Source organism: Pantoea sp. 18069 (genome assembly GCF_902706035.1).
Lineage (GTDB): Bacteria > Pseudomonadota > Gammaproteobacteria > Burkholderiales > Burkholderiaceae_C > Comamonas.
Map to the genome: position 1 here is coordinate 20,078 of NZ_CACSJA010000032.1, position 25,948 is coordinate 46,025.

Annotated in this window: 16 protein-coding genes; 13 read left to right on the forward strand and 3 right to left on the reverse strand. The window is 65.2% G+C overall.

Translation table 11 applies throughout. The annotated features are described in order from the left end of the window. Positions 1-51 precede the first annotated feature (51 nt). From GVL12_RS20255 to GVL12_RS20305, 11 genes are all read left to right on the forward strand, one after another. Positions 52-972 carry a glyoxylate/hydroxypyruvate reductase A gene (locus GVL12_RS20255; protein WP_159917369.1) on the forward strand — a complete coding sequence of 307 codons (921 nt, stop codon included), beginning with the start codon at positions 52-54 and terminating at the stop codon, positions 970-972. Between the two features lie 204 nt (positions 973-1,176). Then, entirely contained in the window at positions 1,177-2,103 is a 927-nt protein-coding gene (locus GVL12_RS20260; RefSeq protein WP_159917370.1) for a hydroxymethylglutaryl-CoA lyase, read from the forward strand. After that, on the forward strand, positions 2,090-2,422 hold the full coding sequence (locus tag GVL12_RS26665) for a DUF1289 domain-containing protein (protein ID WP_235033928.1): 333 nt from the start codon (positions 2,090-2,092) through the stop codon (positions 2,420-2,422). Before GVL12_RS20260 ends, GVL12_RS26665 begins: the two co-directional genes overlap by 14 nt. Positions 2,423-2,731: 309 nt before the next feature. Continuing rightward, complete coding sequence (locus tag GVL12_RS20270) at positions 2,732-3,376, forward strand: DsbA family protein (RefSeq protein WP_159917371.1); 645 nt, start codon at positions 2,732-2,734, stop codon at positions 3,374-3,376. A 186-nt stretch (positions 3,377-3,562) separates the two neighbouring features. Continuing rightward, positions 3,563-5,248 (forward strand): MFS transporter, encoded by a 1,686-nt coding sequence (locus tag GVL12_RS20275; protein WP_159917372.1) that lies wholly within the window; start codon positions 3,563-3,565, stop codon positions 5,246-5,248. A 289-nt stretch (positions 5,249-5,537) separates the two neighbouring features. Then, positions 5,538-6,551: a porin gene (locus tag GVL12_RS20280; protein WP_159917373.1), complete on the forward strand. Its 1,014-nt coding sequence runs from the start codon at positions 5,538-5,540 to the stop codon at positions 6,549-6,551. A gap of 226 nt (positions 6,552-6,777) precedes the next feature. Then, on the forward strand, positions 6,778-12,729 hold the full coding sequence (gene uvrA / locus GVL12_RS20285) for an excinuclease ABC subunit UvrA (protein ID WP_159917374.1): 5,952 nt from the start codon (positions 6,778-6,780) through the stop codon (positions 12,727-12,729). A 171-nt stretch (positions 12,730-12,900) separates the two neighbouring features. Further along, the gene (locus tag GVL12_RS20290) at positions 12,901-14,694 is read left to right on the forward strand and encodes an alpha/beta hydrolase (protein WP_159917375.1); all 1,794 of its coding nucleotides are present in this window, start codon (positions 12,901-12,903) and stop codon (positions 14,692-14,694) included. Positions 14,695-14,715: 21 nt separating this feature from the next. Further along, positions 14,716-15,042 (forward strand): hypothetical protein, encoded by a 327-nt coding sequence (locus GVL12_RS20295; protein WP_159917376.1) that lies wholly within the window; start codon positions 14,716-14,718, stop codon positions 15,040-15,042. 209 nt (positions 15,043-15,251) lie between these two features. After that, complete coding sequence (locus GVL12_RS20300) at positions 15,252-16,901, forward strand: alpha/beta hydrolase (RefSeq protein ID WP_159917377.1); 1,650 nt, start codon at positions 15,252-15,254, stop codon at positions 16,899-16,901. A 58-nt stretch (positions 16,902-16,959) separates the two neighbouring features. Next, a complete protein-coding gene (locus tag GVL12_RS20305) occupies positions 16,960-18,717 on the forward strand; it encodes an alpha/beta hydrolase (RefSeq protein ID WP_159917378.1) in 1,758 nt (585 codons plus the stop codon). A gap of 70 nt (positions 18,718-18,787) precedes the next feature. Here the strand turns inward: GVL12_RS20305 and GVL12_RS20310 are convergent, their stop codons facing one another. Next, the gene (locus GVL12_RS20310) at positions 18,788-19,693 is read right to left on the reverse strand and encodes a LysR substrate-binding domain-containing protein (RefSeq protein ID WP_159917379.1); all 906 of its coding nucleotides are present in this window, start codon (positions 19,691-19,693) and stop codon (positions 18,788-18,790) included. A 129-nt stretch (positions 19,694-19,822) separates the two neighbouring features. Between GVL12_RS20310 and GVL12_RS20315 the strand changes: the two genes are divergently transcribed. Next, complete coding sequence (locus tag GVL12_RS20315) at positions 19,823-20,818, forward strand: tripartite tricarboxylate transporter substrate binding protein (protein ID WP_159917380.1); 996 nt, start codon at positions 19,823-19,825, stop codon at positions 20,816-20,818. Between the two features lie 77 nt (positions 20,819-20,895). Continuing rightward, a complete protein-coding gene (locus GVL12_RS20320) occupies positions 20,896-22,179 on the forward strand; it encodes a hypothetical protein (RefSeq protein ID WP_159917381.1) in 1,284 nt (427 codons plus the stop codon). Between the two features lie 63 nt (positions 22,180-22,242). Here the strand turns inward: GVL12_RS20320 and GVL12_RS20325 are convergent, their stop codons facing one another. Beyond that, entirely contained in the window at positions 22,243-24,180 is a 1,938-nt protein-coding gene (locus GVL12_RS20325) for a DUF3857 domain-containing protein (protein ID WP_159917382.1), read from the reverse strand. A 467-nt stretch (positions 24,181-24,647) separates the two neighbouring features. Next, positions 24,648-25,934: a TRAP transporter large permease gene (locus GVL12_RS20330; protein WP_159917383.1), complete on the reverse strand. Its 1,287-nt coding sequence runs from the start codon at positions 25,932-25,934 to the stop codon at positions 24,648-24,650. Positions 25,935-25,948 lie beyond the last annotated feature (14 nt).

The window sequence follows — 25,948 nt, forward strand, 5'->3', positions numbered from 1 at the left end:
CCCTGGGCTTTTGCCATGTGCGATGGCCAAGCCGGGGTACGCTCAGCTCCCATGAAAATCACTTTTTGCTGTACCGATACCAAGTCCGGACCCTGGATCGAGGGCCTGCGCGCTGCCTTGCCTGATGCCGAGGTGTCGGTCTGGCAGCCCGGCGACCCGCAGGCCGACTATGCGCTGGTTTGGGCGCCGCCCCAGCAGTTCATGGATGAGCAGCCCGGCCTCAAGGCGATGTTCAACCTCGGCGCCGGCGTCGACGGCCTGCTGCGCCTGAAGCTGCCCGCGGGGGCGGCCGTGGTGCGCATCGAGGACGCGGGCATGGCTGTGCAGATGGCCGAATATGTGTGCCAGGCCGTGGTCCGGCATTTTCGCGAAATCGATGTCTATGAAGCCGAAATGGCGCGCGGCGAATGGACTTTCCACAAGCCGCGCGTGCGGCGCGACTTCCCGGTCGGCGTGATGGGCCTGGGCGTGCTCGGCCAGCGCGTGGCCCGGGCGCTGGCGCATTTCGAGTTTCCGGTCAACGGCTGGAGCCGTTCGCCGCGCCAGCTCGAAGGCATCAGCACCTACAGCGGCGAGCAGGGCTTTGGCGAGTTCCTGGGCGCGAGCCGGGTGCTGGTCAACCTGCTGCCGCTGACGCCCGAGACCCGTGACATCCTCAACGCCGACACGTTCTCGCGCCTGCGCCCCGGCGCCTATGTGATCAACGTCGCGCGCGGCGCCCACCTGGTCGAGCAGGACCTGATAGACCAGATCGACGCCGGCCATCTGGCCGGCGCGACGCTCGATGTGTTTCGCACCGAGCCGCTGCCCGCGGACCACGCGCTGCGCCACCATCCGCGCATCCGGCTCACGCCGCATACGTCGGCACGCACGCTGCGCGAGGACAGCCTCGCGCAGATGGTCGCCAAGCTGCAGGCGCTGGCCCGGGGCGAGTCCTTGAGTGGTGTGGTCGAAGGAAGCCGCGGCTACTGACATGAGGCACCCCCTGAGCGGCTTCGCCGCTTCCCCCTCTCAACCTTCGGTGGAGGGGGACGACACCATCGCTGCGGGGCGGCCCTTGCTCGGTGTCCCCACGCTGGGACGCGCCAGTTGCATGCGCCGCGCGCGGAGCATGCAACCGTGGACAACTGGGTTTGTCATAAGCAGGACAATGGACGGATTAAAGGAATGAATACCATGCGCTACCCTTCCCGCGTCAAACTGGTGGATGTAGGCCCGCGTGACGGCCTGCAGAATGAAAAGCAGACCGTGCCCGCGGCCGTGAAGATCGAGCTCGTGCACCGCCTGCAGGCCGCTGGCCTGCGCGAAATCGAAGTCACGAGCTTCGTGAGCCCCAAGTGGGTGCCGCAGATGGGCGACAACGCCGAAGTCATGGCCGGCATCGCGCGCCAGCCCGGCGTGCGCTACTCGGTGCTGACGCCGAACATGCGCGGCTTCGAGTCCGCGCTCGCGAGCCGGCCCGATGAAATCGTGGTGTTCGCCGCGGCCAGCGAGGCCTTCAGCCAGCGCAACATCAATTGCTCGATCGCCGAAAGCATAGAACGCTTCGCGCCCGTGGTCGAAGCCGCGCGCGCGGCCGGCATCTATGTGCGCGGCGCGATGTCGTGCACCGTGGGCTGCCCTTATGAAGGCGAGATCGCGCCGGAACGCGTGGGCTATCTCGCGGGGCTGATGAAAGGCATAGGCGTGCAGCATGTGGGCGTGGCCGACACCATTGGCGTGGGCACGCCGATCAAGGTGCAGCGCGCCATCGAGGCCACGCTCGCGCATTACGACCTCGACGACATCTCCGGCCATTTCCACGACACCTATGGCCAGGCGCTGGTCAATACGCTGGCCTCGCTCGAGCTGGGCGTGTGGCAGTTCGACACGTCTGTCGCGGGCCTGGGCGGCTGCCCCTATGCCAAGGGCGCGACCGGCAACGTCGCGACCGAAGACGTGGTCTACATGCTGCAGGGCATGGGCATAGAGACCGGCATCGATCTCGATGCGCTGATCGACGCCGGCCAGTACATCAGCGATTTCCTTGGCCGCCCCACGCAGTCGCGCGTCGCCAAGGCCTTGCTGGCCAAGCGGGAAGCGAGTGCCTGTGACGCTGTCTGAGATCCCGGTCGTGGCGGCCACTGCCGTGGCGGACAAGCCCGTGATCGACATTCCCGTGGCGCTCGCGCAGCGCGCGGCGCAGGTGGCGGCCGAAGGCGGGTTCGCCGAGGATTTCGACGGCGTGGTCACATCGCCGTGCATCAGCGTCTGCCGCATGACGGCAGACCGCAGCCATTGCCAGGGGTGCTTTCGCACGCTTGACGAACTGCGCGCCTGGGGCAAGGTGGATGCGCATCAGCGGCGGGCGATCTGGGCGCAGTTGCTGGTGCGGGCGGGGGTGGCGCATCCGGCGGCGGCTTTGGTTCCTGTCTCTGACTAGAGGTCAGGACGTTCATTCTTCGGCGGACTCTCCCTTGTCGATGAATGATTTTTGGCAAATAGCGGCTTCAAGCAAGTAAATACCGTTCGCCCTGAGCCTGTCGAAGGGCGTTTTAGGGCGTGATCTGCGTCTCCCAACACTGCATTGCGTATTGCCTCAGGCCCTATGTTCATCCTTCGACAAGCTCAGGACGGACGGTGAACCAACAGCGGCCCTGGTGTTTCTTGACAACGGTTGCGAGACGCGTTTCGTTTAATCCGCTCGGGAAGAACGGTATGAAGTCCGTGCATCCGAGCCCAGGCTTTTGCGATGAAACACATCACCTTCCATCTCGATTTCGTCTCCCCCTATGCCTGGCTGGCCTTCGAGCGCATGCCCGAAGTGCTCGAAGGCTTGAGCTACACCGTGGCTTACCGGCCGCTGCTGCTGGGCGCGCTGCTGCAGCGCGACGCCAATCCCGGCCCGGCGGGCATTGCCGCCAAGCGTGCCTGGACCTATCGCCATGTGCACTGGCTGGGCGAGTCGCTGGGCGTGGGCCTGGACATGCCGGCCGAGCACCCGTTCAACCCCTTGCCGCTGCTGCGGCTGGCGCTGCAGTGCAGCGACGACGGCAGCATCAACCGCTACGTTGCCGGCGCGGTGCTGCGCCATGTCTGGCAGGGCGGGCAGCCGGCGCTCGATGCACAGCGCATCGCCGGCCTGCAGCAGCAGCTCGATGCCCAACTGCGCACCGATGACCAGGCCGCGCAGCGCGCCAAGGACTGGCTGCGCGCGAACACCGACGCGGCGGCTGCGGCCGGCGTGTTTGGCGTGCCCGCATGGGAAGTCGAGGGCAAGGTCTTCTGGGGGCTCGACGGCCTGCCGATGCTGCGTGCCTATCTGGCGCAGGAGCCGTGGTTCGACGCCGGGCATTGGGATGCGCTGCCGCAAGTCTCCTCCGCACTGAAGGGCTGAAACAGCCTGCAAGGCCGCAGTTTTCATATCCCAAAATGCGGGCCAAGGGTTGGACCCGAGAATGTCAGCGCTGCGTCAGTTTGGTGCAAGTTCCTGTTGGTTTGGTGTCAGAGAGGGGTCAGTGCAGTCTCCAAGAATGGAGGTGACCGCTGTCGGCGGTACCAATAACCAACAGGAGACAACAGAATGGCCATCAACGTTTCACCCGGCGTGGGTGTCAAAGGGGCGGTACCACGCCCCATGACACCCGAAGAGCGCAAAGTGATCTTTGCGTCATCCCTCGGCACGGTTTTCGAGTGGTATGACTTCTACCTCTACGGTTCGTTGGCGGCCATCATCGCCAAGCAGTTCTTCAGCGGACTCGACGAAGGCTCGGCCTTCATCTTCGCGCTGCTGGCGTTTGCCGCAGGCTTCATCGTGCGGCCTTTCGGCGCGCTGGTGTTCGGCCGCCTCGGCGACATGATCGGGCGCAAGTACACCTTCCTGGTGACGATTCTGATCATGGGCCTGTCGACGTTCATCGTCGGCATCCTGCCGACCTACGCCTCGATCGGCGTGGCCGCTCCGGTGATCCTGATCATCCTGCGCATGCTGCAAGGCCTGGCGCTGGGCGGGGAGTACGGCGGTGCCGCGACCTATGTCGCCGAGCATGCGCCGCATGGCCGCCGCGGCGCCTACACCTCGTGGATCCAGACCACGGCGACGCTGGGTCTGTTCATGTCGCTGCTGGTGATCCTGGGCGTGCGCACGGCGCTTGGCGAAGCCGCGTTTGCCGACTGGGGCTGGCGCATTCCGTTCCTGGTCTCCATCCTGCTGCTGGGCGTGTCGGTCTGGATCCGCATGACGCTGTCCGAGTCGCCCGCCTTCCAGAAAATGAAGGCCGAAGGCAAGACCTCGAAGGCCCCGCTGGCCGAATCCTTCGGACAGTGGAAGAACCTCAAGGTGGTGCTGCTGGCGCTGTTCGGCCTCACGGCCGGCCAGGCCGTGGTCTGGTACACGGGCCAGTTCTATTCGCTGTTCTTCCTGACGCAGCAGCTCAAGGTGGATGCGGTCACGGCCAACCTGATGATCGCTGCCTCGCTGCTGATCGCGACGCCGTTCTTCGTGGTGTTCGGTACGCTGTCGGACAAGATCGGCCGCAAGCCCATCATCATGCTCGGCTGCGTGCTGGCGGTGCTGACCTACTTCCCGGTGTTCAAGGCGCTGACCGAAGCCGCGAACCCGGATCTGGCCGCCGCCCAGGCCAGGAGCAAGGTGGTGATCGTTGCCGATCCGGCCGAATGCTCGTTCCAGTTCAACCCCACGGGCACCGTCAAGTTCACGAGCTCGTGCGACGTGGCCAAGCAGGTGCTGGCTTCGGCCTCGGTCAGCTATGACGCCGTCGACGCGCCTGCAGGCACGCCAGCGGTGATCAAGATCGGCGCGACCGAAATCCCGAGCTTCTCGTCCAAGGGCCTGACGGCGGAAGACGCGAAGACCAAGGACGTGGCGTTCAAGAAGTCCGTCTCCGAAGTGCTCAAGCAGGATGGCTATCCTGCCAAGGCCGATCCCGAGAAGATGAACAAGGTGATGATGGTCGTGATCCTGACCTATCTGGTGCTGCTGGTGACCATGGTCTACGGTCCCATTGCCGCCATGCTGGTCGAACTGTTCCCGACGCGCATCCGCTACACCTCGATGAGCCTGCCCTACCACATCGGCAATGGCTGGTTCGGGGGGCTGCTGCCGACGATGTCGTTTGCCATCGTCGCGCAGACCGGCAACATGTACAGCGGTCTCTGGTACCCGATCATCATTGCCGGCATGACGGCGATCGTCGGCACGCTGTTCGTGCGTGAAACCAAGGACATCGACATCTACGCGGGGGATTGAGAGGGTGCGCCTCCTGAGCGGTGCATGCGGCTTGGGCGGCCCCGGATCACTGGTTTCCGGGGCTGCTCCGGGCTCTTCAAGCGAGCTTGGGCGCCTTGTCAGGCCGTAAATGGTGCGTGAATCCTGAAAAGTGTGGTGGCAAAGCATCAAATTGGTGCATGTCACATGCGCGAAGCTTTTACACCCCCCTGCGGCATCCTAGAATTTTCACCGTAGCCCGGAGTGGACGCGTCTGACGCGTCGTCGTCCTGTCTACTCCGAGTCGAACCCCACAATTCCAGGAATACCCATGAACAACACCCAACGCGCATTGCTGGCCATTCTGGCCGCCGCCGGTACCTCGGCCGCCATGGCCCAAAGCAGCGTCACCATCTATGGCCGCGTGAACACCACGGTCGAACATCAAAAGGTCGGCGACACCAAGGTCACCGGTCTGAACAACAATGCTTCGCGTTGGGGCATCCGTGGTTCGGAAGACCTGGGCGGCGGCCTCAAGGCCGGCTTCCAGCTCGAAAGCGGCTTCGCTTCCGACACCGGCGTGACTGCTGCGCAATTCTTCGGTCGCCAAAGCGAACTGAACCTGTCGGGCGCTTTCGGTGCCGTGCGTCTGGGTAACTTCATTGCCGATTCGTACTACGCCACGGCCGACTACATCAGCATGCACAACCACGACACCGGCACTTCGGCCGACGTGCTGTATGCCTATGTGATGCGCGACGTGAACAAGATCGGCTACCGCTCGCCCGCCTTCGGCGGTTTCAGCGCTGAAGGTGCTGTTTCGCTGAGCGAAAAGGTGGCTGGCGCGAAGAACGCCTATGACCTGTCGGCCAACTACAACGCCGGCCCCCTGGGCCTGGGCCTGGGCTACACCAGCAACAAGGCTGTGACCGGCGTGTTCGGTGGCTTCGCGGGTGAAGCCCAACAAGTCGCGCTGCGCGGCTCCTACGCCCTGGGTGCGTTCACCCTGGGCGCGTACTACCAGTACGCCACGCTGGACAACATCAACGGCACGACCACCGATGCCAAGCGCCATGCCTACCGTCTGGCCGCGATGTACACCATGGGCGCTTCCGAACTGCACGCCAACTTCGGCCGCGCGGAAAAGATCAAGGCCGGCGGCACCAACCTGTCGGGCACGGCTGCGAACCAGTGGACCCTGGGCTACAACTACAACCTGAGCAAGCGCACCAAGGTCTACGGCTACTACACCAAGGTCGACAACGGCGCGAACATCAGCTACCAGGGCGGCCCTGCAGGCGCGGATTTCAGCTCGCTGGCAGTGGGCGTTCGCCACAACTTCTAATGGCCTGAGCCTGGCCCTGGCCGGCGCTTGAAAGCCTCGACCTCCCTGCGCTTCGGTGCAGGGAGGTTTTTTTATGCGTTGTTCGCCCCCAGCGCCTGTTGATGGGCCGAAATATGAAAAATCACTGAATAAATACACAGTAATTGAAAGGCATTATCGGCGTGCGCGGCGCGCTCCACAGGTCCAGTTCTAGAATGGCTCGCCTTCATTCAGAAAGACTGCTTGTATGTCCCAGGGACTGATCCGCATTCGCGGCGCGCGCCAGCACAACCTCCAGAACGTTGATCTCGACATTCGCACAGGCGAGTTGACGGTGGTGACGGGCCCGAGCGGATCCGGCAAATCGAGCCTGGTGTTCGACACCCTGTATGCCGAAGGCCAGCGCCGCTATGTCGAGACCTTCAGCGCCTATGCGCGGCAGTTTCTCGATCGCATGGACAAGCCGGCCGTCGACCGCATCGAAGGCGTGCCGCCGGCGATCGCCATCGACCAGACCAACCCGGTGCGCAACTCGCGCTCCACGGTGGGCACGATGACCGAGCTCAACGACCACCTGAAGCTGCTGTTCGCGCGCGCGGCCCATCTGCATGACCGCATGACCGCGCTGCCGGTGCGGCATGACACGGCCGAGTCGATCTATGCAGCGCTGGAGCAGCGCAGCGCGGCCGCGGGCGATCCGCGGCTGGCGATCACCTTTGCGGTCGAGCTGCCGGCCAATACCTCGGCCGAGGAAGTCGAGCAGTGGCTCTCGGCCAGCGGCTTCACCAAGGTCCAGGCCGAGCGCGAAGTCGAACTCGCACCCGCGGCGCCGCCCGAAGGCGCGAAGGGCAAGGCCAGGAAGGCCGTGGCCGCGCCCACGCGCGTCAAGATGCTGGACGTGATCGCCGACCGCTTCCGCCTGGGCCGGGCCGAGCGCGCGCGCGCGATGGAGGCCATAGAAGTCGCGCTCAAGCGCGGCAGCGGCCATATGACCGTCTACTGCCTGCCCGAGGAAGGCGCGCCCGAACTGTGGCGCTATTCGCTGGGCCTGCACTGCCCCGAAAGCGGCCTGGGCTACACCACGCCCATGCCCTCGCTGTTCTCGTTCAACTCCGCCGTCGGCGCCTGCGAGGCCTGCCGCGGCTTCGGCCGCGTGATCGGGGTCGACTGGGGGCTGGTGATTCCGAATGAAAAGCTCACGCTGCGCACCGGTGCGGTGAAGGCCATCCAGACGCCGGCATGGAAGGAAATCCAGGACGACCTGCTGCGCCACGCCGAAGCCGAAGGCATTCCGCGCGACACCGCCTGGGCCAAGATGACGGTCGAGCAGAAGGCCTGGGTGCTCGACGGCTCGCCGAACTGGAACGGCAAGTGGAACCAGACCTGGTACGGCATCAAGCGCTTCTTCGAATACCTCGAAAGCAAGGCCTACAAGATGCACATCCGCGTGCTCTTGTCCAAGTACCGCAGCTACACCGAATGCCCGACCTGCCTGGGCGCACGCCTCAAGACCGAAAGCCTGCTGTGGCGCCTGGGCTGCAAGGCCGGCGCCGACGCCGTGCTGCCGCCCGCGCAGCGTTTCATGCCCGCGGGCGTGTCCTGGAGCCGCGCCCAGCTCGAAGCGCTGCCCGGCCTGTGCCTGCATGATCTGCTGCGGCTGTCGATCAACCGGCTGCAGCAGTTCTTCGCCACGCTGGTGCCTACCGAACAGGCCCAGGCCTCGGACGGCGAAGCCCAGGCGCTGAAGATGCTGCACGCCGAGATTCACACCCGGCTCAAGTACCTGGCCGACGTCGGCATAGGCTATCTGACGCTGGACCGGCAAAGCCGCACGCTCAGCGGCGGCGAAGTGCAGCGCATCAACCTGACCACGGCGCTGGGCACCTCGCTGGTCAATACGCTGTTCGTGCTCGACGAGCCCAGCATAGGCCTGCACCCGCGCGACATGCTGCGCATCACCGAAGCCATGCAGCGCCTGCGCGACGCGGGCAATACGCTGGTCGTGGTCGAGCATGACCCGGCCGTGATGTTTGCCGCCGACCGCGTGATCGACATGGGGCCTGGCCCGGGCGCGCGCGGCGGGCAGATCGTGTTCGACGGCACGCCCGAAGACCTGCGCCATGCCGACACGCTGACCGGCGCCTACATGGGCGGGCGCAAGCAGGTGGGCTTCGGCTTCAAGCGCATGGTCACGGACTCGACGCCGCGGCTGGTGCTCGAAGGCGCGCGCGAGCACAATCTGCAGCATCTCGATCTCGACTTCCCGCTGCAGCGCCTGGTCACCGTCACCGGCGTCAGCGGCTCGGGCAAGTCCACGCTGATCCAGGACGTGCTCGCGCCCGCGCTGCTGCGCCACTTCGGAAAGCCCACGGACTCCGCCGGCGCGTTCGACCGCCTGATGGGTGCGGACCACCTGAGCGACGTGGTGTTCGTCGACCAGTCGCCGATAGGCAAGACCGCGCGCTCCAACCCCGCGAGCTATGTCGGCGCCTGGGACAGCATACGCGAGCTGTTCGCGGTGCTGCCCTTGTCGCGCCAGCGCGGCTACACGGCTTCCAAGTTCAGCTTCAACAGCGGCGACGGCCGTTGCTCCACCTGCGGCGGCTCGGGCTTCGAGCATGTCGAAATGCAGTTCCTGTCCGACGTCTACCTGCGCTGCCCCGACTGCGACGGCCGGCGCTATCGCCCGGAAATTCTCGAAGTGCACATCGAGCGCCATGCGGTCGGCGAACTGCAGCCGCGCCGCCTGAGCGTGGCCGATGTGCTCGAACTCACGGTGAGCGAGGCGGCCCAGCTGTTCGCCCAGGACCGCGACGTGCTGCGCGCGCTGCAGCCCATCGTCGAAGTCGGGCTCGAATACGTGAAGCTGGGCCAGCCCGTGCCCACGCTCAGCGGCGGCGAGGCCCAGCGCCTCAAGCTCGCGGGCTTCCTGGCCGAGGCCGCGAAGACCGCGTCCAAGTCGCGCCAGGCGATCGCGCGCAAGGGCACGCTGTTTCTCTTTGACGAGCCGACCACGGGCCTGCATTTCGACGACATCGCCAAGCTGATGCGTGCGCTGCGCAAGTTGCTCGAAGCCGGCCATTCGCTGATCGTCATCGAGCACAACCTCGACGTGATACGCGCCAGCGACTGGCTGATCGACCTGGGCCCCGAAGGCGGCGAGGGCGGCGGCTTCATCGTCGCCCAGGGCACGCCCGAGGATGTGCGCCAGCACCCGAGCTCGCACACCGCCCAGGCGCTGCGCGAGTACGACCTGGCCATGGGCGTGGGTGGCCAGCTGGTCACCGAAGTCGCGCCCATGCTCTACCCGCGCGCGGCCCGGGCGCTGCCCGCGCTGGCCGCGAAGAACGTGATCGAGATCGTCAACGCGCGCGAGCACAACCTCAAGCAGCTGTCGGTCGAGATTCCGCGCGGCAAGTTCAACGTCGTCACGGGCGTCAGCGGCTCGGGCAAGTCCACGCTGGCGTTCGACATCCTGTTCAACGAAGGCCAGCGCCGCTACCTCGAGTCGCTCAACGCCTATGCGCGCTCCATCGTCCAGCCCGCGGGCCGGCCCGAAGTCGACGCGGTCTATGGCATTCCGCCCACGGTTGCCATCGAGCAGCGGCTGTCGCGCGGCGGGCGCAAGTCCACGGTGGGCACGACCACCGAAGTCTGGCATTTCCTGCGCCTGCTGTATGTGAAGCTCGGCACCCAGCATTGCATCCACGACGGCGCGGCCGTCGAGCCGCAGACGCCCGACAGCATCGCCGCCCAGCTGATGACGCAGTTCCGCGGCCAGCACATCGGCCTGCTGGCACCGCTGGTCGTCAACCGCAAGGGCGTCTATACCGAACTCGCCGACTGGGCGCGGCCGCGCGGCTACACCCATTTGCGCGTCGACGGGGAGTTCCTGCCGACCACGGGCTTTCCGCGGCTGGACCGCTTCAAGGAGCACAGCATCGACCTGCCCGTGGCGAGCATCCAGGTCTCGCCCGCCAACGAAGCCGAGCTGCGCCGCCACCTGACCCAGGCGCTTGAACTGGGCAAGGGCGTGCTGCATGTGCTCAGCGGCATCGAGGACCTGGGCGCGGCCATGGCCGGCGGCCAGAGCACGGCCGGCGTCGGCAAGCTGCAAGCCTACTCGACCCAGCGCGCCTGCCCGGTCTGCGCGACCAGCTATGCCGAACTCGACCCGCGGCTGTTCTCGTACAACAGCAAGCATGGCTGGTGCCCCGACTGCGTGGGCACGGGCGTCAGGCTCACCAAGGACCAGCGCCAGGTCTATGACGACACCTTGATGGCCGAGGACAACCGCGGCCGCGAAGTGAAGTTCGAGGGCCAGGAAGTCGAGGGCCTGGCCGATGTCACCTGCCCCTGCTGCGCGGGCACGCGGCTCAATGCCACGGCGCGCGCCGTGCGTTTCCACGGCGTGGGCATCACCGATATCGCCAGCCTCGCGGTCAACGACGTGCGCACCTGGGCCCAGAAGCTCACGCTCACCGGCCGCGAAGCCGGCATCGCGCGCGACCTGCTGCCCGAGATCCTGGGCCGGCTCGAGTTCCTCGAAGAGGTCGGCCTGGGCTATCTGACGCTGGACCGCGGCGCACCCACGCTCAGCGGCGGCGAGGCGCAGCGCATCCGGCTCGCGGCCCAGCTGGGCAGCAACCTGCAGGGCGTGTGCTATGTGCTCGACGAGCCCACCATAGGCCTGCATGCGCGCGACAACCACATCTTGCTCAATGCGCTGCACAAGCTCGGCGACAAGGGCAATACGCTGGTCGTGGTCGAGCATGACGAAGACACCATCCGCCGCGCCGACCATGTGATCGACATCGGCCCGAGCGCGGGCAAGCGCGGCGGCCGCCTGGTCGCCGAAGGCAGCCCCGCCGATGTGATGCAGGCCGAGGATTCGGTCACGGGCCGCTATCTGCTGCACGCCATGCGCCACCCGTTCCAGCCGCGCCGACCCGTGGTCTGGCCGCCCGTTGCGCAGGCCGCCGAGCCTGCAGCGACCGAGGCGCCCAGGAAGCGCACGAAAAAGCAGATGGCCGCCGATGCCGTGGCCGCACTGCAGGCCGACAGCGCGGCCGCGAACGCGGCGCTGGCCCAGCCGCTGCCGCGCGGCAGCGGTCCGCAGCGCTGGCTCAGCGTGCTCGGCGCCGACCTGCACAACCTGCAGCGCGTCGACGCCCATGTGCCGCTCAAGCGCCTGGTGGCCGTCACGGGTGTCAGCGGCTCGGGCAAGTCCACGCTGGCGCGCGACGTGCTCTGGACCAATGTCGCGGCCTGGGTAGGCCAGCGCAGCACCTTTGCCGGGCGCGAGGCCATGGACGCCGGCCAGGCGCCGGCGCTGATCGGCTGCGCGGGACTGCGCGGCTTCGAAGGCATAGACCGCGTGCTGGAAGTCGACCAGACGCCTATCGGCAAGACGCCGCGCTCCTGCCCCGCGACCTACATCGGTTTCTGGGACACGATACGCAAGCTGTTTGCCGATACGCTCGAAGCGCGCGCGCGCGGCTATGGCCCGGGCCGCTTCTCGTTCAACACCGGCGAAGGCCGCTGCCCGGCCTGTGAAGGCCAGGGCCTGCGCACCATAGAGATGAGCTTTCTGCCCGACGTCAAGGTGCCTTGCGACACCTGCCACGGCGCGCGCTTCAACCCCGAGACGCTGGCCGTGACCTGGCGCGGCAAGAGCATTGGCGACGTGCTGCAGATGGAAGTCGACGAAGCCGTGGGCTTCTTCGCCAGCATGCCGGCGATTGCCCATCCGCTGCAGTTGCTCGAGGACGTGGGCCTGGGCTATCTGACGCTGGGCCAGCCTTCGCCCACGCTCAGCGGCGGCGAGGCCCAGCGCATCAAGCTGGTGACCGAACTGACCAAGGTGCGCGACGACATCGCGCGCCGCGGCAACAAGGCGCCGCATACGCTGTATGTGCTCGACGAGCCCACGGTGGGCCTGCACATGGCCGACGTCGAGAAGCTGATCGAAGTGCTGCACCGGCTGGTCGACGGCGGGCATTCGGTGGTGGTGATCGAGCACGACCTCGATGTGATCGCCGAAGCCGACTGGGTCATAGACCTGGGCCCCGAAGGCGGCAACGGCGGCGGGCGCATTGTCGCCGCGGGCACGCCCGAAGCGCTGGTGGCACAGGGTACGCATACCGGCCAGGCGCTGGCGTCGGTGCTGGCGCGGGGCAGGGTAACTCAGCCGCACTGATGCGTGAGCAGGCCATAGGCAGCGGTGGCAGGGGGCGGAACTTGCGTTTTGGCGAGGTTACTAAAAGTCGTCAACACCCTCCATGAGCCGCCGTGGCTTCAGCGCGGCGTTGGAGGCTTTCCCGGGGGGTGGCGGTCGCACTGATCCACTTCGCCTCGCAAGAAAGTTTTTATGCTTGAGTCTGCCCCCGGTTTCTTGGTTCCGCCGACATCCCGCTGGCCATTGCTGCGACGTTCCAGCCGGCTGGCCGGCGCGGCGCTGTTCGCCGCCATTCTCGTGGCTTGCGGCGGCAGCGATGGCGATAGCGCTGGAGGCGGAGGTAACGCTGGCGGTGGCGGCATGGGTGTTGGCGTGGAAACGCCGGAAGATCTGTTGGCCTCTTTCAAACAGCAAACGCTGAACTGGCAAACCTGCGATCCGTCGTTGATCGAGGATGAGGACGACCGTGAAGAGCTGGCGCAATTGGGCGAACGCGCCCAATGCGCGTTGATGCGCGTACCGCTCGATTACGCCGACCCGTCGTCGGCCGAATTGCAAATAGAGGTTTTGAAGGTGGCCGCCGAACAAGCATCGCAAAAGCTAGGGGCGATTGTGATCAATCCGGGGGGGCCTGGTGGTGAGGGCCTGTCTGTGGCATCGACCACCAGCTTGACGTTGACGGATGCCGACCCGGGAGAGGCGGGCGGGCTGCTCCGGGAAATATCGCGTCGCTACGACCTGGTTGGTTTTTCACCGCGTGGTACGGGACGCCATAGCCCGTTGAACTGTGAGTTGACCGAAGAACAGGTGCTGGTCAATGAGTTCTTTGTCGATCCCAGTCCGGAAAACCTGCGGAAAATCCAGTACAACGCACGCGTCTTCGCAGAGGGCTGTGCCGCTAATCCATTGACCCAACATATTCATACGGACGCCACCGCGCGCGACATGGATCTGCTGCGCGGCGTGCTGGGTGAAGAGAAACTCAACTACATCGGCTATTCCTACGGCACCTGGCTTGGCGCCTGGTATGCGGGGCTGTTTCCCGAGCGCGTCGGGCGCATGCTGTTTGACAGCAGCCTGGATATCACCGGCAGTTTTGAGGATGCGTTCCTCATGCAGGCCCAGGCCGAACAGCGCATCGTTGATGAAGTGATGCTGCCGCATGCCGCAGGCCATCCCGACCGGTTCGGCCTCGGTAATGACGTCACTGTGCTGCGCAATCGTCTGCTTGCGCTTTCCGCGAAGGTGAAGTCGAGATTGATCAGCTCCTGGATATATGAATCTTCCGGCGAACTCAATGGCGATACGTTCGTGACCGCCGCAGCACTCGGTCTGCAGGATCTGCTGACTCAAAAACCGCAGGCCAGTTTGCAGGAGTTGAAAGCCGAGATAGCGGGATCATCCGCTTTCGCCATTCCGAAAGTGGCTGAGTATGCCTATGAACTGTCCAATCAGTTGTTCAGCCCGGTGGGACAAGCATTGGATCAGGATAGATTTGTGCATTGGAGCATACGCTGTAACGATGCCGGTCCACAGCCATCGGTGGCCACGGTCGGTACCGACCAGTACTGGAGTGCGCTGTTCCAGGATTTTGCGGAGAAATACCCTTTGGCCAAGGAGTCGTTCTCCTATAACCCCTGCATTTATTGGAGCGAACCTGTCAAGAAAATGCCGGCATTGGCCGAAATTAACAAGGCCGGGCAACTGCTGATGCTGCAAACTCGTTACGATGCGGCGACACCTTTCGAAGGCGCGCTGAAGACCTTGGATGCCTTGCCAAACGCGAAAATGATCGTGGTCGAAAATGACTACCAACACGGAGTTTTTCCCTACGGCACGGCTTGCGTGGACAAGCAGGTTGCCGATTATTTTCTGCATGACCAGCTGCCTGCGCGCATCAGCAGCTGCGCAGGCAAGGAGTTGGGCGGGGATGAAGATGAAGATGAAGATGAAGATGAAGATGAAGATGAAGATGAAGATGCATAGCCAGGCAGGGCGCCCCGGCTGATGCGCGAATACGCCGTGCACTGGCATGCGCAGGCGCCTGCCAAGCCGGTGCTGGGCGCGCCCTGCAATGGCTGCGGCCTGTGCTGCCTGGCCGAGCCCTGCCCCATGGGCATGCTGGTCTCGCGCCGCAGGCTCGGTGCCTGCAGCGCGTTGCGCTGGGACGAAGAGGGCGCACATTACCGCTGCGGCGTGCTTGAAGATGCCAAGGCCTTGGCAGCCGCGCCCGGCCGCTGGCGGCGCTGGCGCGGCCGGCTGTGGCTGCGCCTGGCCAGGCGCTGGATTGCGGCCGGCATGGGCTGCGATGCGGATCTGGTGGAGGTGCGCTAGATGCTGCTGCCAGCGGCAGCATGGACGGTGGGTGCCAGAACAAGGAACTTTTTCCGGGTGAAGTGACTAAATAGTCATCCAGATGCTTGGAGAAGGGCGCTTCCATGATTGAGACCTGCCAAGAATCCCTGAGTGCACCCGCAAGAAAATATCCTGGCTTGTCACGGCTGCGTCCTGGGCGCCTGACCGGCGCTGCGCTGCTTTGCGCCATGCTCATGGCTTGCGGTGGCGGCGGTGATGCCAACGTCGAAGCCCCGCAAATTCCGCCCGGTCCATTGGCCGCGTTCACGCAGCAGAAGCTCGATTGGCAAGCCTGTGATCCTGAACTGAACGGCGAGCAGTATGAGGAACAACTCGCGCCATTGGGAGAACGCGCGCGCTGTGCGCTGATGCGCGTGCCCCTCGATTACGACCACCCCGCGCAGGGCGAATTGCAGATAGAGTTGCTGCGCGTGGCCGCGGCGCAGCCGCAGCGCCGCCTGGGGGCAATCGTGTTCAACCCCGGTGGGCCGGGTGAGGATGGCCAGGCTTCGGCGCTCGTCTATGGTGCGCAGTGGGCGCAGGCAAGCCCTGAGGATGTCCGCGGTACGCGGCTGCGCGAGATGGGCAACCGTTACGACCTGATCGGTTTTTCGCCGCGCGGGACGGGCGCCAGCAACCCGCTGGTCTGCAATGTGGCTGGCTCCTTCGAAGAGCAGGACAGCCTGACCTTCAATCGCAGTGCCGAAAACCTGCAACAGGCACAGCACAATGCGCGCCTGATGGCCCAGGCCTGCGTGAACAATCCGCTGAGCCAGCACATCCACACCGAGGCCACGGCGCGCGACATGGATCTGATACGTGGCCTGCTGGGGGATGCCCAGCTCCATTACATCGGCTACTCCTACGGCACCTGGCTGGGCAACTGGTACGCGCGGCTGTTCCCGGAGCGCGTCGGGCGCATGCTGCTCGACAGCAGCCTCAACATGGTGGAGGGCCTCGACGGTCAGTTCATGCTGCAGGAAATGGCCAATCAGCGGATTCTGGACGAGATCATGCTGCCCTACGCCGAGCGCCATCAGGACAAATTGGAGCTTGGCAGTGCTGCCGCACTGCGTGAGGCGCTGCTGGCGCTGCCGCCGGCGCTGCAGGAAGCGTTGTTCGACGATATTGATTTCAAGGACTCCTCCTTGATCGAGCGCGCCGTGCTGCGGATGAGCGCTGCCGTCGGTTTGGGCAAATTGATGCATGCCCACCCGGACGCGGACGGGGAAGCGCTGCAGACCCTGGCGCAGAGCCACGCCTTCTCGCCGCTGCCGCGCATCAATGAGGCCGCAGTGCAAATGGCGCTCGAGCTGATCAAGGCGCAGGATGAGGACGAGAACAAGGTCGTGGAGGAGAGCTGGGCCGAAGTGGACGCGCAAGGCGCGGTGTGGCTGTTGCCCGAGTTCACGGTGAACATGACCGTGCGCTGCAACGATACCGGCAGCCAGGGCGATGAGCAGTACTGGCTGGGCGTGAGCAACGACTATGTGGCCCGCTATCCCATGGTGGGTGGCAGTGGCGTCGCCAAGCCTTGTCTTTACTGGCCCGCGCCGCCGCGCAAGATGCCGCCGCTGCCCGCGGGCCAGGGCCTGCCGATACTGATGCTGCAAAGCCGTTACGACGGGGCCACGCCGGTCGAGAGTGCGCTGGCGACATGGGCGGCCTGGCCGAATGCCCGCATGATCATGGTCGAAGACGAGTACGAGCATGGCCTGTTTCCCTATGGAACGGAATGCGTCGATGTCCAGGTCGCCGATTATTTTCTCGATGGCACACTGCCGCTGCGCACCAGCAGCTGCGCCGGCAAGCCGCTTCCCGGTGAAGCCGGTGCGTAGGGGCGTCCAGGCGGGACTCTCGGGGCAAGGGCGTCTCGATGGCTCCAGGGCATTCCGTATGGCATCGCTGCTGCGTCCCTGCCGGCTGACCGGCGCGGCGCTGCTTGCAGCGCTGCTGGTTGCCTGCGGCGGCGGAACCCAGGAGGACCCATGGACATCCTTTGCGCAGCAGAAACTCGATTGGCAAGCCTGCGATCCCACCCTGCTGGGCGAGGGTGACAATGCGCTGACGCAATTGGGTGAACGCGCCCAATGTGCGTTGATGCGCGCGCCGCTGGATTACAGCCACCCCGGTCTGGGGGAGCTGCAGGTGGCGGTACTCAGGGTCGCTGCCGAGCAGCCGCAGCAGCGCGCGGGGGCGATTTTGTTCAACCCTGGCGGGCCGGGTGCCGACGGCCTGGGTTTCGCAGCACTGCACGGCGCGCTGTGGCGGTATGCGAACCCTGACAGCCCTACGGGCAAGCTGCTCCAGCAGCTTGCCAACCGCTACGACATGATCGGCTTTTCCCCGCGCGGCGTGGGCGCGAGCAGCAGCCTGACCTGCTACTCACCGGAGTTGAAGGAAGTCCAGTTCAGTCTGACTTTCGACCGCAGCCCGCAGAATCTCGCAAATGCACTGCGCAACGCGCGCCTGGAGGCCCAGGCCTGTCGCAAGAACCCATTGAGCAAACACATCCACACCGACGCCACCGCGCGCGACATGGATCTGCTGCGCTCGCTGCTCGGGGATGCGCGACTGCATTACATCGGCTATTCCTACGGCACCTGGCTCGGCGCCTGGTACGCGAGCCTGTTTCCCGAGCGCGTGGGGCGCATGTTGCTCGACAGCAGCATGGATGTCACGGCCAGCCTCGACGACGCCACCCTGCTGCAGGAAATGGGCCGCCAGCGCGTGATCGACGAGGTCGTGCTGCCCTACGCTGCCCGCCACCCGGAGTTGTTCAACCAGGGCAGCAGCGCCGGCGCACTGCGCGATGCGCTGCTGGCATTGTCACCGCAAGTCAAATCGGTGCTGTTTTCGGCGATCAATGTGAATGATCCCGCGGAGATCCGCAACAACGGCTTCCTGCTGAACGCGGCCATCCAGTTGCAAGCCTTGCGCCAGCAGAATCCAACGGCTGATGAAGACCAGTTGCATGCCGCGATCGCAGCCCACGCGTTCATTCCCACGGAGACGGAAAACGCAGCCACGGCCATGGCCGCGCACAGGCTGGCGGACGGGCTGTTCGCTTCGAGCACGCGCGAGAGCACCCTGCTGCTGCCGCCGACGGCGGTGAATGTCAGCGTGCGCTGCAACGATCTGGCCACCCGCGGCAATGAGCAGCACTGGATCGACGTGGGCAACGACTATGCGGCGCGCTATCCGTTCAGCGGCGGAGCGGCCACCGAGAATCCCTGTCTTTACTGGGGCGCGCCGGTGAAGCCCAGGCCGCCGCTGGCGGCGGCGGGCACGGCCGGGCCGTTGCTGCTGCTGCAAAGCCGCTTCGATGCGCTGACCCCCGTGGAAAGCGCGCAGGCGAACCTGAACAGCTTGCCGAATGCCAGCCTGATCGTGGTGGAAAACGAATACAAGCATGGCCTGTTTCCCTACGGTCAGGCATGCGTCGACGAGAAGGTGGCCGATTATTTTCTGCACGGCACGGTGCCGGCGCGCATGAGCATCTGCGCCGGCAAGCCGCTGGCCGGCGATGCCGGGCCCGCCTCGCGTCAGTTGCGCACGCTGGCGGCGTCCGCGGACGAGGACTCGGCGCAGGCCGAAGACCTCATGGCGCGCATCCATCGCAAGATCGGCAAGGCCGCGCGCCAGGGCTTTTGAGGTCCGCGCGGCCGAGGCCTGCTGCGCCGACGGCCAACCAGTGACACATGTCGGTTTGCCGGCGCCGTGGCTAGTCCGGGGCCTGGCTGTTTTGCAGGTGCTGCTGCAGCAGCTGCACGAAGCCATCGGCCCGGCCCGAAGGCGCGCGGTGCAGCGGCAGGGCCAGCGCGATCTCGACCGCGCACTGCGGCAGCAGCGGCCGGATGGCCAGTTCCGAGGCAAATTTGCTCGCCACATAGGGGTTGACCACGCCTATGCCCGTGCCTTCGGCCGCGAGGCAGCAGATGGTTGACGAGTAGGTGGTCTCGATGGTCGAGCGTGCCTGCACGCCATGGCGCTGCATGGTCTGTTGCAACTGCAGGAAGATGTTGTCGTCGGCGTTGAGCGTGAGCAGCAACTGGTCGGCAAGGTCGCTCACATGCAGCGCCTGGCGCTGCGCCAGCGCGTGGCCCGGGTGCATCACGCAGACCGCCTGGCTGCGGTGCAGCACGCTGGCGCTCAGGTCGGGCGCATCGATCGCCATGGTGCTGACCACGAGATCGAACTGGCCCAGTTGCAGGCCTTCGCGCAGATGCGGCGTGCCCAGGGTCTGCAGGCTGATAGGCGTGCTCGGGTGCTGCTGCACGAACGCATGCACCACGGCCGGCAGCACCGACAGGCCCAGCGCCGGCGTGCAGCCTATGCGCAGCGTGCCCGCGCCCGACAGCCGCAGGCCCTGCAGGTCGCGCTCTATGCGCTCCAGGCCGACGAAATGCTGCTGCACCGTGGCGAACAGTTCAAGCGCTTCGGGCGTGGGGCGCAGCCGGCCCTTGTGCATGTCGAACAGCTTGAGGCCCGCACCGGCCTGCATCTGCGCGAGCAGGCGGCTGACCGACGGCTGGGTGGTGTGCAGCAGCTGCGCGGCGGCGGTGGTCGTGCCGGTCTGCATCACGGCGCGGAAGGCTTCGATTTCACGAAAACTCAGAGGGCGGGGCATGGGGCGAGGGTATACCAATCATGTATAGCTGACGCGGAAAAATGCATTTTCCTGCGTGACCTGCGCTGCCTACACTGGATTCACACAGGCCGCTTTCCGTTGCGGCAGGATTTTCCAAGAGGCATAGACATGAACAAGCAATTCACGCGCCGGAGTTGGGGGCTGACGGCCCTGGCCGCCACCCTCATGGCCTGCTCGGCCAGCGCCTGGTCCAGCGATGCGGCCTTTCCCAACCCCGCGCGCCAGGTGCGCATCATCGTGCCCTTCACCGCCGGCGGCAGCTCGGACGTGCAGGCACGCATGCTTGCCGACAGGCTCAGCCGCCTCTGGGAGCAGACCGTGGTGGTCGAGAACAAGCCCGGCGCGGGCGGCCACCTCGGCGGCCGTTACGTCACGGACCAGCCCGCCGACGGCTATACGCTGATGGTCGGCTCCATAGGCCTGCACGCGGCCTATGGCATCTACAAGAAGCTGTCGTACAACCCGGCCGCCGATCTGCGCGTGGTCACGGTGCTCGCCGAAATGCCGCATGTGGTGGTCGCCGCGCCGGCCCTGCCGGTCAAGGACATGCAGCAGCTCACGGCGCTGGCCAAGAAGGAGCCGGGCACGGTCAACTTCGGCTCGGCGGGCGTGGGCTCGTCGGTGCACATGATGGGCGAGCTCTACAAGCTGCAGTCGGGCGCACCCATCGTCCACGTGCCCTACCGCGGCAGCTCGGCCGCGCTCAACGACCTGCTGGGCAACCAGATCCAGCTGATGTTCGAGAACCCGCCCACGGTGCTGGGCCACATCCGCGGCGGCAAGATGAAAGCGCTGGCCGTGACCGGCAAGCAGCGCCTGGCCGCGCTGCCCGACGTTCCAACGGCGACCGAAGCCGGCATCCAGGGCTTCGAGGCCACTTCGTGGACCACGGTAGCCGTGTCCGCCAAGGTGCCGCAGGCCATCGTCGAGAAGATCAGCGCCGATGTGCGCAAGGTGATCAACACACCCGAGTTCCGCAAGGGCCTCGAAGACCAGGGCATGACGGCCGTGGCCAACAGCCTGCCCGAAGCCCAGCGCTTCGTGGCCCAGGAAAAAGCCCGCTGGGACCGCGTGATCCTCGAAGGCAAGGTCTCGGCCGACTGAGGCCGGGCCGGCGCGCACCCCCGATATCCCTCTGCCCGGACCGCCGGGCAGATTCATTTGAGCATCTCATTTTCCACATGACCGACTCTTCCAACGCCGCCCCCTACGTGCCCTGCCGCCGCGTGGGCGATGGCAGCCAGCACCATTTCTTCGGCTACTACAACAAGTCCAACTGGGACCGGAGCAACCGCCTGATCGCGGGCCAGCGCACGCCCGCGATGGACCAGTATCTGACGCCCGACGCCAAGGCCACGATAGGCTACTTCGACACGCTCGACGGCGACCGCTTCCACGCCGTAGGCGAGACCGGCGCCTGGAACTGGCAGATGGGCAGCCAGCTGCAATGGCTGGCCGGCGCGCCGGGCCGCCAGCTGGTCTACAACGATCGCACGGGCGACATGGCGGCACGCTACCCGGGCTTTGGCGCGGTGGTGGTCGACGTGGACATGCGCGCGCGCCGCGTGCTGCCGATGCCGGTCTACGTGGTCGCGCCCAGCAGCCAATGGGCGCTGTCGGTCGACTACCGGCGCCTGTATGTGACGCACGAAACGATTGGCTACAGCGAAGCCGGTGGCCCGTTCGAGCTGCCGCTCGCGCCCCAGGATGACGGCATCTGGCGCATGGACATGAACACCGGCGAAGCCGCGCTGCTGGTCAGCTATGCCGACCTGAAGGCGTTTCATCCCAGGGACTCGATGGACAAGGCCATCCACTGGGTCAGCCACATCGAAGTCAATCCCGCGTCCTCGCGCATCCTGTTCCTGCACCGCTGGACGGAGCGCGTCAAGGACGAGACCTGCTTCCTGCACCGCCTGATCACCATGAACCCCGACGGCTCGGACATGCGCCTGCTCGAATGCTCGGACCACCCGCTGCCGCAGCTCGCCGCGGATTTCGACCCCAGCGCCGTGGGCACGTTCGACTACGAGAAGTCCGAATACCAGATCTCGCACCCGCTGTGGCAGGACGACAGCCACATCATCGTCTGGGGCCCGCATGCGGGCGAGATCCACTACCACCTCTATCATGACGTCGAAGGCGGGGAAGTGCAGGTGGTCGGGCGCGGCGTGCTGGTCGAGAACGGCCACATGACCTTCTCGCCCGTGAGCACGCGCTGGCTGCTCAGCGACACCTACCCCGACGACCGCACGCACGAGCGCTTCCTGTTCCTGTTCGACATGCAGACCGGCGAGCGCCGCAACCTGGGCAGCTTCTACGCCACGCCCGACCTGAGCAAGGAAAACCGCTGCGACCTGCACCCGCGCTGGAGCCGCGACGGCCGCCAGGTCTGCATCGACTCGGTGCACGAGCACCAGCGCCAGATGTATGTGCTGGACGTATCGGCCATCGTCGGCGGCTGAGCGCGCTGCGTTTGCAGCGCCTGCGTGGCGGGCGGCACGCCCAGCGCGTCCAGGCCCAGGCCGTCAGCGCCGCGCTGGGTGGCGCGCAGCGTTCGAAAGCCTGCCATAGACGATCTGTCCACGAAAACCGCGCTTCACCTGCAGGTACAGGGCCCGGAGTTCCGGGTAATCCTGCGGTTGGCACAGTGCGCCTTTGCCGCGCATGGCATTCAATTGAAGCCTGTGGTGGACGCTCACGCGCTGTCCCTGGCGTTTCCATTCCATCAGGTACTCCCCGGCCGCATTGCGGAAATGCTGGCTGGCCGGGATGGCAATGATGGGGATATCGGCTGGAAATTCCATGTGATAGGTTTCGTCGCTCAGCCCCGCATCGCACTGAAATGGCGTGGCGTTGGCCGGTGCCGCGGTGCCTGCCGCGACGTGACGGAAAGACCCGTTGGCCGGTGGTTGCGGCACGGCGATGCCTCCGACCATGCCGAAATCGATGAAGTCGTCCGCCCGGAACGCATAACTGGCACTGAACGGACGGCCCAGGTCGAAGGGATCCCCCTGCATCTCGATACGCCCATGGCCATTCATGCCACAGGCGGCCATGGTGGACTCCTCCACAGCCGTTCGATTCTGGGAGTTCAGTTGGGAGAGCTGGGCGCGCAGACTGATTTCGTCCAGTTCACTCAATTGCACCTTCGCTTGGCCCTGCAGGTTGCCCGCTTTGTCGAAAACAAGCTCGGTGGTGGTCGTGGTGTGGTTGCGCAGGTGATCGTTGGGCGGCGTGTGCGCCAGCTGTGCCTGGTGGGTGTGCAACACCGGGGCGCCCAGGTTCTCGCTGGACAACTGGCCAAAACGCGCCCAGGGGTGGGTCGAATCCACGTACAGATCAAACTCGGGGATATAGGTTATTGCATGGTTGAAATGCTCCACCAGGGGAACGCTGGGCAGAAGCGGGCCGCCACCCGCGCGTATCAGGGCCGGCGAGCTGGCGATATCCTTGGCGGCCAGCAGCGCTTCGAGCAATACGACATGGTCCTTGCAATCACCATAATGGTGGTCAAGAACACTTTGCGCGGTGTTGGGCTCGAGACCGCCATTGCCCAGATATACCGCGACATAGCGAATATTCTGTGCCACCCAATGGTGCAAGGCCGCGGCCTGGGCACGGCGATCGGTGACGCCCTGCGTGATTTTCTCCGCCAGGGTCTTTATCGCCGGCGTGACCTCGGCCGCCGGCTTTGCCTTCACCTGGTAGGCCTTGGCGACTTGTGACCAGTCGCTGTAAGTGCTGGCCATGATGGTCGGGCTGAAGGTCCACGCCGCTGCCCAGCGGTTCTGCACCTTCAATGGCTCCTTGCGTTGATATTGCCAGCGCCAGTGTGCTCGGCCATCGCGCAGGGTCGCGGTGTTGCTGCCTTGCACATCGCGACTGAATACATTCATCGGCAGGTCCGCGGGTGCCGTCAGAGTGATTTCGGCATTCTCATGCTGGTCGAAGATGCTGAAGGTGTCCAGCAGGCTGAAGTAGCCTGGAAAATGCGGAATGTTCCGGGTGCGGCGTATCTGGTATGCCAGGCGGCTGCCTGGCGCCAGGTTAGGGAACACGATGACGCGTACCTTGTGGTCCGCATAGATCGGCGCGGCGGCGCTGGAATAGCTTTCCTGGGTGTAGATGCGTTCTGGCGCAACGTCATGGCGCTGGTCGTCGGCGGTCAGCGTATAGGCCGAGAGCACTTCCAGCGTCTCCATCTTTTCGCTGTAGCTGTGATAGATCTGGCTGAATTGGTCGATCGCAGCAGGGGTCTTCAACAGAATTTCAAAGGTCTCGGTCGTTACGCTGCTGGCATCTGCATGCACCTCGTGGTCCACACGGTAGCGCAGGTAGCTGAAGTCATTGCTGATTGCGGCTTCCTTGGTGACCGATGGACCGGGAGCGACGGCATCTGCCTTGGCCGGGTTGGCTGCCACCAGACAGGTCAGCAGAACAAGGGAAGTGATGATGATTTTCATTGGGGGCTCTTGAGGAAATCCGCTGCTTGACCAGCCGGCGCTGCACCGCTCCTGCGATGCCTGTGCTCTTCGCATGGCCTCGCACAGACGACAGCGCTGGCGTGTCAAGGCAGCTGGGCATCACGCCCTGGTGTTTGCATGAGTGATAGGAAAATACTATTGTATTTATTTATCAATAGATTTGTAGTCTTATTTTCGCGAAGCACGGCAGGTCCGGGTACAGCGCCTGGCCTGCCCGGCGGCAATAAAAGGCCCCCACGCTTGCTCACTGCGTGTAGCCGCCTGGGGGGCAAGCCCCCCATCCCGTATTGCCTTGGAGCGGCCCGGCGGCAATAAAAAAGGCCCCCACGCTTGCTCACTGCGTGTAGCCGCTGCCCCCACGGGGGCGCTTATTGCCTTGGGGCGGCCCGGCGGCAATAAAAAAGGCCCCGACATGCGGGGCCTGTGCAGGGCTGGGGGGCGCGGACTTACTGGAAGCCCAGCGAGTGCGGCAGCCAGGTCGACAGTTCGGGAACGAAGGTCAGCAGCGCCAGCACCAGCAGGTGGGCCACCAGGAACAGCGGCATTTCGCGCGTGAGATCGGTGATGGACACACGCGTCGCGACCGCGGTCACGAACAGCAGGCCACCGACGGGCGGCGTGATCATGCCCAGCGTCAGGTTGACGATCACCACCATTGCGAAGTGCGTGGGGTCGATGCCCAGGCTGAAGGCGATGGGCGCGAGGATGGGCACCAGGATGATCACCCCGGGCAGCGGCTCCATGAAGATGCCGAACACCAGCAGCAGGATGTTGACCGCGACCAGGAACATGGTCGGCGACAGATTCCAGCCGACGATCAGCTCCGACAGGTACTGCGGAATGCCTTCCACCGTGAGCACCCAGGCAAATGCCGCCGACGTCGCCATGACCAGCAGCACCGACGCCGTGAGCATGGCCGCGCGCGCGGTGATGCCGGGAATGGCCTTCCATTCGAGCGTGCGGTAGACCCACTTGCCGCAGATCAGCGCGTAGAACACCGCGACCACCGAGGCTTCGGTGGGCGTGAAGATGCCGAAGCGGATGCCGACGACGATCAGCACGATCAGCATCAGCGCCGGAATCGCCTTGAAGCTCGTGACCCACATTTCACGCGCCGTGGGGCGCGCCTCGGACGAATGGTAGTTGCGCTTCTTGCAGATCCACCAGTTCACGCCGGCCATGGCCAGCGCGATGATGATGCCGGGAATGAAGCCGGCCATGAACAGGCCGCCGACCGAGACGTTCTCGTCCTGCATCGCATAGATGATCATGCTCACCGAAGGCGGAATGATGGGCCCGACGACGGCCGTGCTGGTCGTGAGCGCCGCGGCGTAGGCGCGCGAGTAGCCGGCCTTGTCCATCATCTTGACCATCATCGAGCCCGGGCCCGCGGCGTCGGCCAGGGCCGAGCCGGAGATGCCCGAGAACAGCGTCAGCGACAGCACGTTGGCGTAGCCCAGGCCGCCACGCAGGTGGCCGACGAACTGCGCGGCAAAGCGCAGCAGCACATGGGTCAGCGCGCCGCCGGACATCAGTTCGGCCGACAGAATGAAAAATGGCACGGCCATCAGCGGAAAGCTGTCGATGCCGGTGAACATTTCCTTGAACACCACCAGCTGCGGGTAGCGGCCGCCGACGAGTACGGCCAGCGCGGCCGAGATGGCCAGCGCGAAGGCCACCGGAAAGCCCAGCACGAGCAGGACGATGATGGCAATGAAAAGGGTGATACCCATGGTGCTTGAACCTC

Excerpts from the sequence above, each read along its gene's own strand:
- GVL12_RS20255 (WP_159917369.1), top strand. The coding sequence starts at position 52 with ATGAAAATCACTTTTTGCTGTACCGATACCAAGTCCGGACCCTGGATC.
- GVL12_RS20260 (WP_159917370.1), top strand. The coding sequence starts at position 1,177 with ATGCGCTACCCTTCCCGCGTCAAACTGGTGGATGTAGGCCCGCGTGAC.
- GVL12_RS20270 (WP_159917371.1), top strand. The coding sequence starts at position 2,732 with ATGAAACACATCACCTTCCATCTCGATTTCGTCTCCCCCTATGCCTGG.
- GVL12_RS20275 (WP_159917372.1), top strand. The coding sequence starts at position 3,563 with ATGGCCATCAACGTTTCACCCGGCGTGGGTGTCAAAGGGGCGGTACCA.
- GVL12_RS20280 (WP_159917373.1), top strand. The coding sequence starts at position 5,538 with ATGAACAACACCCAACGCGCATTGCTGGCCATTCTGGCCGCCGCCGGT.
- uvrA (WP_159917374.1), top strand. The coding sequence starts at position 6,778 with ATGTCCCAGGGACTGATCCGCATTCGCGGCGCGCGCCAGCACAACCTC.
- GVL12_RS20290 (WP_159917375.1), top strand. The coding sequence starts at position 12,901 with ATGCTTGAGTCTGCCCCCGGTTTCTTGGTTCCGCCGACATCCCGCTGG.
- GVL12_RS20295 (WP_159917376.1), top strand. The coding sequence starts at position 14,716 with ATGCGCGAATACGCCGTGCACTGGCATGCGCAGGCGCCTGCCAAGCCG.
- GVL12_RS20300 (WP_159917377.1), top strand. The coding sequence starts at position 15,252 with ATGCTCATGGCTTGCGGTGGCGGCGGTGATGCCAACGTCGAAGCCCCG.
- GVL12_RS20305 (WP_159917378.1), top strand. The coding sequence starts at position 16,960 with ATGGCATCGCTGCTGCGTCCCTGCCGGCTGACCGGCGCGGCGCTGCTT.
- GVL12_RS20310 (WP_159917379.1), bottom strand. The coding sequence starts at position 19,693 with ATGCCCCGCCCTCTGAGTTTTCGTGAAATCGAAGCCTTCCGCGCCGTG.
- GVL12_RS20315 (WP_159917380.1), top strand. The coding sequence starts at position 19,823 with ATGAACAAGCAATTCACGCGCCGGAGTTGGGGGCTGACGGCCCTGGCC.
- GVL12_RS20320 (WP_159917381.1), top strand. The coding sequence starts at position 20,896 with ATGACCGACTCTTCCAACGCCGCCCCCTACGTGCCCTGCCGCCGCGTG.
- GVL12_RS20325 (WP_159917382.1), bottom strand. The coding sequence starts at position 24,180 with ATGAAAATCATCATCACTTCCCTTGTTCTGCTGACCTGTCTGGTGGCA.
- GVL12_RS20330 (WP_159917383.1), bottom strand. The coding sequence starts at position 25,934 with ATGGGTATCACCCTTTTCATTGCCATCATCGTCCTGCTCGTGCTGGGC.